Below are 14,086 nucleotides of genomic sequence, written 5' to 3'. Positions count from 1 at the left end.
ACCGCACCCCATAGCGCACGCCACCGCAAGATTGGTCTAGTCCAAAGTATTGACACTCGGTGTGCGCACGCGCACATTCATGAACGGGCCGGCACCTGTTCGTGAAGAACCATCGCGTACCGCCCCCTCCCGCGCCGTCGCGGCCCGGGAGGGGGCCGTCCGCCTGCGCGAGGAGACAGCATGCAGAGGGTTTCCCGAAGAATGGCGCTGTTCGCCGCCGCCGCGGCCGCCGTGGTCGTCGGCGCGCTCACGGTCGCCGGTCCGGCCGCACCACCCGCGTCCGCCGCGACGTCCGGCGGGGTCCGGATCGCCTACTTCGACCAGTGGAGCATCTACCAGAACGCGTACTACCTGAAGAACGTCGATTCCATCGCCAACAACCTCGACTACCTGCTCTACGACTTCGAGAACATCGACCCCACGAACCACACGTGCTTCGAGGCGACGAAGGCGACCACGCCCGACCCGGGCGGCGAGACCGACCCGAACGCCGGTGACGGCGGCGGCGACCAGTTCGCCGACTACCAGAAGTCGTTCGGCTCCGACATCAGCGTCGACGGCACCGCCGACGTCTGGAACCAGCCCGTCGCCGGCAACTTCCACCAGCTGCAGGAGCTCAAGGCGCGGCACCCGAACCTCAAGGTGCTGCTGTCGATCGGCGGCTGGACGTACTCGAAGTACTTCTCCGACGCCGCCGCGACCGACGCGTCGCGCAAGAAGCTCGTCAGCTCGTGCCTGGACATGTTCATCAAGGGCAACATCCCGGCCTCCGGCGGCTACGGCGGCCCGGGCACCGCGGCCGGCATCTTCGACGGCATAGACATCGACTGGGAGTACCCGGGTTCCCCGACCGGGCACGTCGGCAACCACTACAGCGCCGCCGACACCGCGAACTACACCGCGCTGATGGCGGAGTTCCGCACCGAGCTGGACGCGCTGGGCGGCAAGCACTACGCGCTCTCGGCCGCGCTGCCGGGCGGGCAGGACAAGATCGCGAAGATCCAGACCGACAAGATCGGCCAGTACCTGGACTTCGGCAACGCGATGACCTACGACATGCACGGCGCGTGGGACGCGACCGGGCCGACGAACTTCCAGGACCCGCTGTACTCCGCGCCGAACGACCCGTCGGGCACGATCCCGCCGGGCACCGAGAAGTACACGATCGACTCGGTGGTCAAGGACTACCTGCACGGCAACAGCGCGTACGGCATCGCCGGCGGGTTCCCCGCGAGCAAGCTGACGCTGGGCATCCCGTTCTACTACCGCGGCTGGACCGGTGTCCCCGCCGGCTCGAACCACGGCCTGTACCAGTCCGCTTCGGGTCCGTCGGCGGGACACACGCTGAGCGGCAACGTCCCGGGCGTGGCGATGTACAAGGAGCTCTCGGGCATCGTCGACAACCCGTCCGACACGTTCTTCGACCCGGTCACGCAGTCGGCCTGGTTCTACGACGGCAGCAACTTCTTCGGCGGCTCGTCCGCGCAGTCCGTCAAGGCCCGCACCGACTACATCCACTGCACCGGCCTCGGCGGCGCGATGATGTTCTCGCTCTACGACCTGGACCCGGGCTCGACGCTGTTCCACGCCGTCGTGAACGGCCTGGCCGCCTCGACGCCGAACTGCTCGACGCCGCCGCCCACCACCACGCCGACGACCCCGACCACACCCACCACCCCGACGACCCCCACCACGCCGACCACGCCCACGACCCCGCCGACGACCACGCCCACCACGCCGCCGTCGGTGCCCGCGTGGGCGCCGAACACGGCGTACGCCACGGGCGCGAAGGTGACCTACAACGGCGTCACGTACACGTGCCGCCAGGCCCACACCTCGCTGGTGGGCTGGGAACCGCCGAACGTCCCGGCCCTCTGGCTGGCCAGCTGACCCCGTCGTGAGTGAGAAACAGTGTTAGAACACTGTTTCTCACTCACGACGTCAGTTGCCGGTGGGGCTGGCGACGCCCGGCGCGGGAGCCTGGGCGTTGCCGGCGATGCCGTAGCGGCCGGCGGCGCCGTCGAGCTGTTCCTTCAGCGCCAGCACGGTGCTCACCCGCCCGGCGGAGGTGTCCACGTTGTCCACAGTGGACAGGATCGACGTCGACGACGTGTCGGCGCGGACGACCCCGAGCGCGCCGGTGCCGTCGGCGGAACCGGCGTCCCCCGCGAGCACCGTGCCCGCGCCGGTGCGGTCGAGCTGCGTGGCGAACCGCGCGATCGTGGCCGCCCGGTCACCCGCGCCGTCGCCGGTCGCCTGCGCGCCGGTGAGCACCACGGCCAGCTGAGCCGGCTTGACGTCGGGGCCCGCCTTCACGAACCCGCCGTCGGTGAGCCCGCCCAGCGCCGCGGCCAGCTCCTCACCGGAGGACTGCGGCTTGGCGGAAGTCTTGTCCAGCAACAACACCGAGCCGAGCAGCGCACCGGCGAGCGTGCCGGTGTCACCCGCGGTCGGGAACTTCGACCCGGCGGGCTGCAGCCGCGTGACGACGTCGCGGAGCTGGTCGGCCTTGTCGGGATCGGCGAACGCGGCCGTCAGCTGGACCTCGCCGGTCACGGTCGCGCCGGACTGGCCGATCAGCTGCTTGAGCGCGTCCCGGTCGGCCGGTCGCGCGTCCTCGGTGGTCACGAGCACCACCGACCGCTTGTCCAGCACCCCGGCGACGACCTTCGGCCCCATGGCGCCGGCGAACGCGTCCGCGTCGGCGAGCCGGGCGTTGAGCGCGTTGCGCTGGGCCTCGAGGTCGGAGACCTGGCTGCCCAGGTCCTTCTTCTCCCCCGCCAGCCCCGAAAGCAGCGAGCCGTTCAGCGCGGTCGAACCGAGCACGACGCCGACGGCGAGCGCCAGGAAGCAGGCGGCGATGGAAACAACGTGGTAGCGGAGCGAAATCACGTGAACAATCCCTTGACCCAGGCAGCGAACGTATTCCAGGTGTGCCGGAGCCAGTCCAGGTAGACCGAGCCGACGTCGGACACCAGCAGGGCCGCGGCGACGACCACGACCGCGGCGAGCACGAGCAGGACGACCGCGCCGATCGACACCCGGCTGCGGTGCAGCGTCGCCACCGCCTTCCCGTCGACGAGCTTCGTGCCGAGCTTCAGCCGGGTCAGGAACGTCGACGGGTTGGAACCGGACCGGCCGTGGTCGAGGAACTCGCGCAGGGTGGCCTGGAAGCCGACCGTGACCACCAGGCTCGCGCCGTGCGCGTCGGCCAGCAGCAGCGCGAGGTCTTCGGCGTTGCCGGACGCGGGGAACGTCACCGCGCCGATGCCGAGGTCCTGGATCCGCTCGACCCCGGGCGCGTGCCCGTCGGGCTGCGCGGGCACCACGACCTCGCCGCCGCTGCGCAGCGTGGCGGTGCCGATGCCGGTGGGGTCGCCGACCATGACGTGCGGCAGGTGGCCCTGCGCGCGCAGGGTGTCGGCGCCCGCGTCGACACCGATCAGCACCGGCCGGTGCTCGGCGATGTACTTCTTGAGCTTCTTGAGGTCCTCGGCGTGCCCGTTGCCGCCCGCGACGACCAGCACGTGCCGGTCGCGCAGCTGCACCTTCAGCTCCGGCACGCCGACGCCGTCGAGGATCAGGGTGCGCTCGCGGCGGAGGAACTCGATCGTGTTCGCCGAGAACGCCTCCAGCTGCGTCGACATCCCGGCCTTGGCCTCGATCATCTGGTCCGCGACGCTGTCGGCGGTCTGCTCGATGCCGGAGGCGACCTGCCGCTCGCCGACGTACACGACCCCGTCGTGCAGGCGCAGCTTGGTGCCGTCCTTGATCGAGCGCAGCAGCTCACCGCCGACCGAGTCGACCAGCGGGACGCCGGCGGCGATGAGGATCTCGGGGCCCAGGTTGGGGAACCGGCCGGAGATCGACGGTGACGCGTTGACCACGCCGGCGACCTCGGCGTCGACCAGGGCGTCGGCCGTCGCGCGGTCGAGGTCCAGCTGGTCGAGCACGACGATGTCGCCCGGACTGATCCGGCGCAGGAGCTCCCGGGTGCGGCGGTCGACCCTGGCGACCCCGGTGATGCCCGGCAGGGGTTCGGAGTTCCGCGTGAGCAGACCGGTGAGCTTCATGTGGCCGATGGTGACAAATTTGCTCGTGGGACTGCGCACGCCACGCCGTAGCAGAGGTGACTCGTTGTGGTGAGCCACGCCGCGCCTCAAGCGTCGGACTCCTCCGAAAGAGACCCGAAATCGAGGTTCACCCAGGGGCTGCCCGGGTCCTGAAGGAGCTGGTGGTGGACCCGCACGGCCGCGGGGTACCACTCGCCGAACTCCTCGTCCCGGCTGTGCAGCACCCGGCCCATGAGGTAGCCCGCCGACAGGTCGGCCCATGACTGGTGGTAGCGACGGGCCAATGAACCGGCCTCCAGGACCATCAGCTCGGCGGTCAGCGCGTCGCAGTAACCGGCGGCCAGCCCCCAGCGCGCGATGTTGACGGCGCGGCCGACGTCCCAGGACAACGCCGTCGTGACGAAGCCTTCGGCGTCGAGCAGGCCGTCGGCCCGGAAGCGCTGCTCGTAGCGCGACACGCGGCGCACGGTGTCGCGCAGCTCGTCGGCCTGGTCCTCGGCGTCGTTCTCCGCACACCAGCGGCTCACCACCTCCGCCCAGGTCAGCGGGTCGAACTCGCCGTTGCGCGGCCCGTACTCCGCGGCGAACCGCAGGCGCAGCATCAGCACCAGGTTGCCGGGCGTCAGCGCGTACCCGTCGCCGATGAGGTCGGCCATCGTGGCCCGCCAGGCCGGCGGGTCGGCCACCCCCCACCAGTCCCGCAGGCCGCGGACCTCGGCCACGTAGTCGTGGTAGCGGGCGTCGAGCAGGTTCCACGGCGCCGCGTTCAGCACGGCCAGGTGCGCGCCGCAGGCCAGCGCGTGCGCGATCGGCCCTTCGAGATGGCCGTACGGCGCGGTGATCAGCCGTTCGACCTGCTCTTCCAGCGGCGTGACGTCGTCGAGGTGCGCGTCCAGCCACGGCTGCAGCGTCGCACCCGGCAGCCGCCACTCGCCGCGGGTGCCGCGGTTGAACACGACCCGCTCGTGGCGCCCGACGCCGTCGACCGCCCAGTCCAGCGCCCCGCTCATGAAGACGACGTCCGAGCCGAGGTCGGGCAGCGCGCCGCGGGTGAAGACCTGCAGGAACTCGTCGCCGCGGGTCTCGTAGTAGACGTTCGGGAACGTCTCCGCGCGGTCCTCGAGGATGCTCTCGGCGTCGGCCCGCCGGATCGGGACGAACAGCTCCTCCTCGGCGAGCAGGCCGAGGTAGGTGTCGAGGTCACCCTCCCGGCGGGCGGCGGCCAGCTGCGCTTCGACGTCGGCGGGTGGCGGCAGGATCAAGGGGCGGCTCCCTCCGCTCGGCGGGTCAGCACGACGAGCTTGCCCGCCGTCCGGTTGTGCTCCAGGTCGTCGTGCGCCTGCCGGATCGACTCCATCGGGTACACCCGGGCCGGGCCGAGGCTGACGCCGCCGGCGGCGATCCGGTCGAGGTACCGCTGGAGAACCGATGCGGGCAGGTCGTCCGCCTCACCACCATAAGCGGTCAGGCGCACGCCGGAAGGGAGGAATCCGATGGGATAGAAGTTCGGAATGATCCACTGGTTCGAGAGCATGCCCGTGAAGCACACGGTTCCGTGCACCCGGGTGGCCGCGAGGGTGTCCGGCAGGGTCGGCGTCCCGACCAGTTCGAGAGCCGCGTCGACCCCGTCCGGCACGATCTCGCGGACCCTCGCGGCGACGTCACCGTCGTCCAGGAGCGGGTGCTCGACGCCGTGTTCGGCAAGGGTGTCCAGCCGGTCCGGCTGCCGCGTCGTGGCGAGGACGGTGGCGCCGAGGTCACGGGCGAGCGTCGCGGTGGCGAAGCCGAGCGCGGACGTCCCGCCGCGGATCAGCAGCGTCTGACCCCTTTGGAGGTCGAGCCCGGTGGTGAGGGAGCCGTACGCGGTCTGCAGCGTCTCCGGGACCTGGCCGAGCACCTCCCAGGGCAGGTCCGAGCGGAACGGGACGACCTGCCCGCGCGGCACGAGCGTGTACTCGGCATAACCGCCGTCGAAGGTGCGGCCCATCCCGCCCATCATCGTGGCAACCTGCTGCCCCACCGCGAAATCACCGTCCGGCGCGGCGTCGACCACCCCGACGGCCTCGATGCCGGGCACCCGCGGGAACGTGACCCCGTCGGCCAGGCCGAGCCGGGTGTGCAGCTCGGAGCGGTTGAGCCCGAACGCCCTGACGGCGATCCGCACCCAGCCAGGCTTGGTTTCAGGCAGCGGAAGTTCCTTGATTTCGAGATTCTCGACCGGCCCGGGCTCACGGAGTACGACTGCGCGCATCTGGAATCCTTCCTTCGCAAGCGAACAGTCCGCACAACAACTGTCCGCACGAGTACTATTCCCGGAGTGAGCCTGTCCCGAGAACACGACGCGGCATGGCGCGGCTTCCTGCGCTCATCGGCCCTGCTGCTGCGGGTACTGGACACGGACCTGCGCGCCGCACACGGGATGTCACACCGCACGTACGACGCACTGGTCCAGCTCTCGGAGGCCCCCGATCAGCGTCTCCACATGAAGGCCCTGGCCGACGCCTTGGTGCACAGCACAAGCGGCCTGACCCGCCTGGTAGACGGCCTGGAGCGCGACGGTTACGCGAGGCGCGAGGTGGACCCTGCGAATCGCCGGGCCACGCTGGTAGTGCTGACGCCCGAGGGGCTGGCGGCGCTGGAGAACGCGTGGCCCACGCATGTTCGAGGAGTGGAGCGCCACTTCGCGGCTCACGTGAGCCGCGACCAGGCCAGGGTGCTCGCGGAGGTATTCGCCAAGATCAACACGGACTTGGACGGCAGCTGACTCCAGCGGCGCCCGGCTTTCGCCCACCGCCCTGCGACGCCCGGCTCACTACTGACCCGGCGGCACTGATTCTCCACCCACTGCTCCAGCCGGGCCCGGCCTTCGAACTGCCGCGCCTGCGGTCCGGCTGCACCCAGGCTTCCCCTACCGCTCCGGCGTCGCCGAGCCTCCGCCCACGGCTCCAGCCTGGCCCAGCAGCACCACTGGCCCGGCAGTGCCCAGCCTGCACCTGCAGCTTGAGCAATATCAGGCCTTCGAACCGCCACACCATTGGCCGGCTGCGCACAGCCACTTCACACCGCCGTACCAGCGAGCCCAGCAGCTCCAACCTTCGAACCGCTGCACCACCAGCCCAGCAGCGCCCGACTTCCGCCCGCCGCTCCAGCGACTCAGCAGCACCGAGCCTCCGCCCAGCGGCGACCCGCGGCTACTTCTTCTTGGCCCGCTTGCGTTTCGGCTCGAACTCGGCCTTGTCCTTCTCCGCTGTGGCCAGCAGTTCCTCGGCGTGAGCGCGGCCGGTCTCGTTGTCCATGCCGGCGAGCATCCGGGCCAGCTCGCTGACCCGCTCGGTCGGCGCGAGGTTCTTCACGCCACTGCGCGTCACCCCGCCCTTGTGGCCCTTGTCGACCACCAGGTGCTGGTCGGCGAACGCCGCGACCTGCGGCAGGTGCGTGACCACCAGGACCTGGTGGGTCCGCGCGAGCCGCGCCAGCCGGCGGCCGATCTCGATCGCCGCGCGGCCACCGACCCCGGCGTCGACCTCGTCGAACACCAGCGTCTGCACCGTGTCGGCGTGCGCGAGGACGACCTCGATCGCCAGCATCACCCGCGACAGCTCACCGCCGGAAGCAGCTTTGTGCACCGGCAGCGGAGGCGCTCCGTCGTGCGCGCGCAGCAGCAGCTCGACGTCGTCGATGCCATCAGACCCCGCGTGCACCGCCCGGCCGTCGATCGCGAGCGCGTGCGTGTCGCCGTGCTCGGCCGGGCGCTGCTCGACCGTGACCTCGATCGCGGCCTGGCCCATCGCCAGGCCGGACAGCTCCCGCGTGATCTCCGCAGCCAGCTCGGCCGCTGCCTTCTCGCGCGCCGCCGAGACCTCGACGGCGTGCGCGGCCAGCTGGATCGCGAGCTGGTCGCGCCGTAGCCCCAGCTCGGCCAGCGCCTCTTCCGAGGTGTCCATGGTCTCGAGGCGGCGCCGGGCGTCGTCGGCCCAGGCGAGCACGCCGTCGACGTCCGCCGCGTACTTGCGGGTCAGCCGCTTGAGGTCACCTTGGCGGGCCAGCACCTTCTCCAGCAGCGCCGGGTCGGCGTCCAGCGTCTCGACGTACCCGCCGAGCTCCGCCCCGACGTCGGCCAGCAGCACCGACGCCTCTTCCAGCCGCGGCGCCAGTTCGCGCAGCACGGCGTCCTCCGACGTCGACAACCGCCGCAGGGCCTCGGAAACCAGGCCCATGGCGCCGGGCGCGTCCGGGTCGCCTTCGGCCGAGCCCGACACCGCGACGTGCGCCTCGGTCGCGGCCGCGCGCAGCTCGTCGACGGCCGCGAGCCGCTTGATCTGCGCCGTGAGCTCGACGTCCTCGCCCGGCTCCGGCTGGACGGCGTCGATCTCGGTGAGCCCGTGCTTGAGCAGGTCCGCCTGCTGGGCCATCTCGCGCGACCGCGTCGAGCGCTCGGTCAGCTCGGCGATCACCGCCAGCCACTCGGACCGGATCTCCTGGTAGGCGCGCAGCGGCTTGGTGACGGCGTCACCGGCGAAGCGGTCGATCACCGCGCGCTGCTCGGACGGGCGCAGCAGCCGCAGCTGGTCGTTCTGCCCGTGCACCGCGATCAGCTGTTCGGACAGCTCCGCGAGCACGCCGACCGGCACCGACCGGCCGCCGAGGTGGGCCCGGGACCGCCCGTCGACGGCGATCGCGCGCAGCGCGATGACGCTGCCGTCCTCGTCGACGTCGGCACCGGAGTCGGTGACGATCCGCTCGGCACCTTCGACACCCGAATAGGTGAATCTTCCTTCCACGAACGCCTTGAGCATCCCCGTTCGCACCTTGGAGACCTCGGCCCGGCCACCGGAGAGCAGGTGCAGCCCGGTGACGACCATGGTCTTCCCGGCACCCGTCTCACCGGTGACGACGGTGAAGCCCGCGTGCAGTTCCAGCAGGGCGTCCTCGATGACTCCGAGGCCCTGGATGCGCATCTCGGCCAGCACGCCGCCTACCGTAGCGGCCACCACCGACGAACCACGCACCCGGAGCCCCGGCGAGTCGCCGATATGTTCGAATTTCGCGCCGAACGGGCCGTTCGCGCCCTATTCGTTCGGGCGGGCGTGGCGCTCGCGCCAGCTCTTCACCGGCAACGCGAACTTCTGCACCAGGCGGTCGGTGAACGGGCCGTCCCACAGCCGGACCAGCCGCACCGGCGTGCTGCCGCAGGTGACCCGCACCCGGGCCCCCGGCGGCAGGTCGTGGCTGCGGGTCCCGTCGCAGGTCAGGACCGCGGACGAGCCGTCAGGGTCGATCCCGACGGTGATCACCGAGTCACGGGAGACGACCAGCGGCCGCGAGAACATCGCGTGCGCGTTGCTCGGCACCACCAGCAGCGCCTGCACGTCCGGCCAGATGATCGGGCCGCCGGCCGAAAACGCGTACGCCGTCGAACCGGTCGGTGTGGCGCACAGCACACCGTCGCAGCCGAACGCCGAAACCGGCCGGCCGTCGACCTCGATCAGCGCGTCCAGCACCCGCTCGCGCGTGCTCTTCTCGACACTCGCCTCGTTCAGCGCCCAGGTCCGGCTCAACTCGGTGCCGCCGTGGGTGACGGTGACGTCGATCGTCATCCGCTCTTCGACCTGGTAGTCGCCGTCGACGACGCGCTGCACGGTGTCGGCCAGCGCGTCCGAGTCGGCCTCGGCGAGGAAGCCGACGCGGCCGAGGTTCACGCCGAGCACCGGCACCCCGGCCGGGCGGGCGATTTCGGCCGCGCGCAGCAGCGTGCCGTCGCCGCCCAGGACGAACACCAGCTCGACCCCGGCGGCGGGGTTGTCGTCCGGGTCCACGACGGTGCAGCTCGCGCCGACGCCGTGCTCGTCCGGGTTGATCAGCGCGCAGACGTCGTCCTCGATCACCCGGATCCGGATCCCGGCCTTGGCGAAGCGCGCGGAAACCTCGCGCGCGGCTTCCCCGGTCGCGTCGCGATCCGGGTGCACCATGAGGAGAACTTCACGTTCGGTGGTCATGCGGGCCCTTCCTCGACGGCGGTTCGGACGAGCCGCTCGGCCTCAGACCTGTCTACCGCGTCCACAGTGGACTCGGCCACGTGTTCTTTGGTGAGCCACACGAAGTACTCGACGTTTCCCGACGGCCCCGGCAGCGGGCTGGCGGTGACCCCGCGCAGCGCAAGCCCCAGTTTCGCGGCCTCGTCGAGCACACCCAGCACGGACTCGGCACGCAGTCCGGGGTCGCGCACGACACCACCGCTACCCAGCCTGTCCTTGCCGACTTCGAACTGGGGCTTCACCATCGGCACCAGATCGGCGCCTTCGCGCACGCACTCGACGAGCGCGGGCAGCACGAGCTTGAGCGAGATGAACGAGAGGTCGCCGACCACGAGGTCGACCGGCCCGCCGAGGTCGTCCGGGGTGAGGTTGCGGACGTTGGTGCGGTCGAGCACCACAACCCGTTCGTCGGTGCGGATCCGCCAGTCGAGCAGGCCGCGGCCGACGTCGGCGGCGATCACGGTCGCGGCGCCGTTCCGGAGAAGCACATCGGTGAACCCGCCGGTGGACGCGCCGGCGTCGAGGCAGCGCTTGCCCTCGACGTCCAGCCCGAGCGGGGTGAACGCCTCGAGCGCGCCGAGCAGCTTGTGCGCGCCCCGCGAGGCCCAGCCGGGATCGTCCTCGTCCTTCACGACGATGGGCGCGTCGGTCTCCACCCCGGTGGCGGGCTTGGACGCGACCATCCCCCGCACGGTGACCTTGCCCCCGGTGATGAGGGCCGAGGCTTGTTCCCGGGAGCGGGCGAGGCCGCGCCGGACCAGTTCCGCGTCGAGGCGGGCCCGTTTGGGCACCGGGTCAGACCTTGTCGATGCTGGACAGGGCCACGGTCAGCTCGGTGTGCACGGCGTCGAAGCGCTCGACGTGCTCGGTGAGCGGAAGCGCGTCCAGGTCGTCCAGGCCGGCGACGGCCTCGTCGATACCGGCCCGCGGGTCGGTCTGCTCGGAGAACGAACCGGGCGGCGGTCCCGGGACGGGGTACGGGTGATCCTGCACGTCAAGAACGGTAGCAGTCAGGCCAGTCCGAGCCGCGCCAGCGCGGCCTTCGCGGCTTCGCCGTCACCCTGGACCGTCGTCTTGCCGGACTCCCACGCCGCGTGGCAGAGGGCCCGGAGCAGGTCGAGGTCGTTGCCTTCGCCGGTCACGACGACGGCGTCGTCCCCGGCTTCGGCCGTCCAACCCGGCCGCGGCCCGATCTTCAGTTCTTCGAGAGTGGACGTGAGCGCGGTGAGGTCGGCCGCGAGGTAGGTGCCGCGTTCGGCCGGGACGGCCTCGACCAGCTGCTTCGGCGTCGCGACCCCGGAGAGCACCACGAGCGAGTCCATGCCCGCGGCGACCCCGCCGGCGATGTCGGTGTCGAGCCGGTCGCCGACTACGAGCGGATGCTCGGCACCGGCCGACTTCGCGGCGGTCTCGAACAGCAGCGGCTCCGGTTTCCCGGCCACCAGCGGCTCGACGTCGGTGGCGGTCCGCAGGGCGGCGACCATCGACCCGTTGCCCGGCAGCAGGCCCCGCTCGCTGGGGAGCGTCGCGTCGACGTTGCAGGCCACCCAGAGCGCACCGGCCCGGATGGCCAGGCACGCCTCGGCCAGCGCGGCCCAGGTGTTGTCGGGAGAGTGGCCCTGCACGACGGCCTGGACGCTCTCGGCGTTCTCCCGAACGGGCTTCAGCCCGGCCTGGGCCACCTCGGCTGCGAGCGACTCGGTACCCACGACGAGCACCTCGGCCCCGGGCTCAAGCCGTTCCCGAAGCAGGACGACGGCCGCTTGGGCGCTGGTGTGCACCTCGTCGGTATCGGCGGGCATGCCGAGCCCGACGAGGTGCTCGACGACCTCGGCCGGAGCCTTGGACGCGTTGTTGGTGACGAACCGCACCGGCGTGCCGTGATCGCGAGCGGCCTTGACCGTCTCCGGGGCACCCGGGATCACCTGGGTGCCGTGGTAGACGGTGCCGTCAAGGTCGAAAAGGACGGCGTCGTAGGCCGCCAGCAGCGAGTCAGTCATCCGACTCGTCGGAGCTGCCGGACTTGACGGCCTTGGCCGGAGCCTGGTCGGTCGCCGTGGCAGTCTCAGCCGACTCGCCTGTCTCGGCGGCCTCGGCTGCCTTGGCGGACTCGGCCACCTTGCCTGTGTCGCCCGACTCCGCCGCCGTGGCCGACCCAGCCGATTCGCCTGCCTTGGCGGGCTCAGCCGCATCGGCCGGCTCGACTGCCTTGGTCGACTCCGTACCTTCGACCGGCGCAGCCACCTCGGCCGCGTCGGCCGCCTTGGCGGGCGCAGCTGCCTCGACCGACTCCGTCGCCTTGGCCGGCGCAGCCACCTCGGCCAGCTCGACTGCTCCGGTCGGCTCGGCAGCCTTGGCCGACTCCGTACCCTCGACCGGCGCAGCCACCTCGGCCGCCTTGGCCGGCTCGACCGCGTCGGCCCGCTCCGTCGCCTTGACCGGCGCAGCTGCCTTGGCCGGGGCGGGCGCCTTGACGGGGTCGGTCGGGGCGTTCGCTTCGTTCGAGAGTTCCGCGGCCCGCTCGGCGGCGTCCGTCTCGTCCTCTGCGTCGGCGTCGGCCGAGTTGAGGAACCAGCGGATGGCCTCGTCCTTGCGGCCGGCCGCGACCAGGTTGTCGGCATAGGCGTAGAAGAGCCGCGCGCTCCACGGCTCGCGCTTCTCGGCCTTGAGGTCGGCCCCTTGCAGGGACACGACCGCGGCGTCGATCTGCCCGAGGTCCCGGCGCGCCCCGGCCGCGACGATCGCCAGCTCGACCTGCGTCGCCTTCGCCAGCTTCGCCGTGTCGACCTCCTTCGAGAGGTCCAAGGCCCGCTCGGGCCGGCCCAGCGCGCGCTCGGCGTCGGCGATGATGGCGATGTGCTCGTCGCTGCGGGTCATCCGGCGGACGGCGCGCAGCTCCGACAGCGCCTCCGACCAGTTGCCGGAGTGGTAGGCGACCAGGCCGAGCGCTTCACGCACAATGGGCACGCGCGAGGCCTTGGCCTTCGCGTACTTGGCGTGCTCGAGCGCGGCCTCGGGATCACTGTCCATCAGGCCGCCGGCCGCGACGAGGTGCTTCCCGACGGTCTCGGCCAGCCCCTTCGGCAGCGTCCTCAGCTCGCGGCGGACGTCCTCGTCGAGGTCCGAGAACTCGATGTCCTCGGGCAGCTCCGGCGCTTCCAGGAGCTCCCTGGCCAAGGCCTCGTCGTCGAGCGGGGTGTTGGCGTAGGGCCGCGGGTTGCGGTGGACGCTGTCCTTGCGCTCCGGACGGTCCCGGCGGTCACCCGCGGGCCGCCGGTCGTCCCGCGAACGGTCGAACGGCTTGCTGCCGGTGCGCTCTTCACGGCTGCCGGAGTCGCGCTGGCCACCACGGTTGTCGTCGCGGCGCTGGTAACCACCGGAATCCCGCGAGCCGGTGGAGCGACGGTCGTCGTCCCGGCGCTGGTAGCCGCCACGCGAGTCAGAACCGCCGCGGTTGTCGTCGCGACGCCGGTCGTCGGAGCGGGGGGCGCGGTCGTCGTCGCGCTTGGGGTAGCTGCCCTTGCCGCGGTCGTCCGGACGGAACCCGCCGCCGGTACGCGCACCGCGGTCGTCGGACCGGGGACCGCTGCTGCTCCGGTCGTCCGAGCGGAAGCCACCGGTACGCGGCCCGCGGTCATAGCTGCCACGTCCACGGTCGTCGGAGCCGCCACTACGGGACCCGCGGTTGTCGTAGCTGCCGCGACTGCGGTCGTCGGACCCGCCGGTGCGGGAGCCACGGTTGTCGTAACTGCCACGGCTACGGTCGTCGGAGCCGCCAGTGCGAGATCCGCGGTTGTCGTAACTGCCGCGACTGCGGTCGTCGGATCCACCAGTGCGGGAGCCGCGGTTGTCGTAGCTCCCACGGCTGCGGTCGTCGGAGCCACTGCTGCGGGAGCCCCGGTTGTCGTCGCGGCGCTCGTAGCTGCCGCGACCCCGGTCGTCGTCGCGCTTGGGGTAGCTGCCCTTGCCGCGGTCGTC

12 protein-coding genes are annotated in these 14,086 nt (G+C 71.6%); 2 read left to right on the top strand and 10 right to left on the bottom strand.

Going from position 1 to position 14,086, the window contains the following annotated elements:
* Nucleotides 1–180: 180 nt before the first annotated feature.
* Nucleotides 181–1,890, top strand: coding sequence for a glycosyl hydrolase family 18 protein (locus tag VA596_RS10800; protein ID WP_323325804.1), 1,710 nt, complete (start codon nucleotides 181–183; stop codon nucleotides 1,888–1,890).
* Between the two features lie 51 nt (nucleotides 1,891–1,941).
* Here VA596_RS10800 and VA596_RS10795 read toward each other — a convergent pair whose 3' ends face one another.
* The 4 genes from VA596_RS10795 to VA596_RS10780 form a co-directional block, all read right to left on the bottom strand.
* The gene (locus tag VA596_RS10795; RefSeq protein ID WP_323325802.1) at nucleotides 1,942–2,892 is read right to left on the bottom strand and encodes a copper transporter; all 951 of its coding nucleotides are present in this window, start codon (nucleotides 2,890–2,892) and stop codon (nucleotides 1,942–1,944) included.
* Nucleotides 2,889–4,073: a putative cytokinetic ring protein SteA gene (gene steA / locus VA596_RS10790; protein WP_323325800.1), complete on the bottom strand. Its 1,185-nt coding sequence runs from the start codon at nucleotides 4,071–4,073 to the stop codon at nucleotides 2,889–2,891. Before steA ends, VA596_RS10795 begins: the two co-directional genes overlap by 4 nt.
* A gap of 86 nt (nucleotides 4,074–4,159) precedes the next feature.
* Complete coding sequence (locus VA596_RS10785) at nucleotides 4,160–5,335, bottom strand: DUF1266 domain-containing protein (protein WP_323325798.1); 1,176 nt, start codon at nucleotides 5,333–5,335, stop codon at nucleotides 4,160–4,162.
* Nucleotides 5,332–6,324: a zinc-binding alcohol dehydrogenase family protein gene (locus VA596_RS10780; RefSeq protein ID WP_323325796.1), complete on the bottom strand. Its 993-nt coding sequence runs from the start codon at nucleotides 6,322–6,324 to the stop codon at nucleotides 5,332–5,334. The genes VA596_RS10785 and VA596_RS10780 overlap by 4 nt, the downstream gene beginning before the upstream one ends.
* Before the next feature lie 66 nt (nucleotides 6,325–6,390).
* On the opposite strand from VA596_RS10780, the gene VA596_RS10775 reads away from it, so the two are divergent.
* Nucleotides 6,391–6,837, top strand: coding sequence for a MarR family winged helix-turn-helix transcriptional regulator (locus tag VA596_RS10775; RefSeq protein ID WP_323325794.1), 447 nt, complete (start codon nucleotides 6,391–6,393; stop codon nucleotides 6,835–6,837).
* Between the two features lie 427 nt (nucleotides 6,838–7,264).
* Here VA596_RS10775 and recN read toward each other — a convergent pair whose 3' ends face one another.
* The 6 genes from recN to VA596_RS10745 all read right to left on the bottom strand — a co-directional run.
* On the bottom strand, nucleotides 7,265–9,043 hold the full coding sequence (recN, locus tag VA596_RS10770; protein ID WP_323327704.1) for a DNA repair protein RecN: 1,779 nt from the start codon (nucleotides 9,041–9,043) through the stop codon (nucleotides 7,265–7,267).
* Between the two features lie 99 nt (nucleotides 9,044–9,142).
* Nucleotides 9,143–10,069 (bottom strand): NAD kinase, encoded by a 927-nt coding sequence (locus tag VA596_RS10765; RefSeq protein ID WP_323325792.1) that lies wholly within the window; start codon nucleotides 10,067–10,069, stop codon nucleotides 9,143–9,145.
* The gene (locus VA596_RS10760; RefSeq protein WP_323325790.1) at nucleotides 10,066–10,899 is read right to left on the bottom strand and encodes a TlyA family RNA methyltransferase; all 834 of its coding nucleotides are present in this window, start codon (nucleotides 10,897–10,899) and stop codon (nucleotides 10,066–10,068) included. Before VA596_RS10760 ends, VA596_RS10765 begins: the two co-directional genes overlap by 4 nt.
* Before the next feature lie 4 nt (nucleotides 10,900–10,903).
* Nucleotides 10,904–11,101 carry a hypothetical protein gene (locus VA596_RS10755; protein WP_323325788.1) on the bottom strand — a complete coding sequence of 66 codons (198 nt, stop codon included), beginning with the start codon at nucleotides 11,099–11,101 and terminating at the stop codon, nucleotides 10,904–10,906.
* 17 nt (nucleotides 11,102–11,118) lie between these two features.
* Nucleotides 11,119–12,108, bottom strand: coding sequence for an HAD-IIA family hydrolase (locus tag VA596_RS10750; protein ID WP_323325786.1), 990 nt, complete (start codon nucleotides 12,106–12,108; stop codon nucleotides 11,119–11,121).
* A partial coding sequence (locus VA596_RS10745) for a hypothetical protein (RefSeq protein WP_323325784.1) occupies nucleotides 12,101–14,086 on the bottom strand: 1,986 nt, incomplete at its 5' end. The genes VA596_RS10745 and VA596_RS10750, both read right to left, overlap by 8 nt.

The organism is Amycolatopsis heterodermiae, assembly GCF_034929455.1.
In the GTDB taxonomy this organism is placed as follows: Bacteria; Actinomycetota; Actinomycetes; order Mycobacteriales; family Pseudonocardiaceae; genus Amycolatopsis; species Amycolatopsis heterodermiae.
The sequence above is the reverse complement of the archived record's forward strand: the minus strand, read 5'-3'. Positions and strand labels throughout refer to the sequence as shown.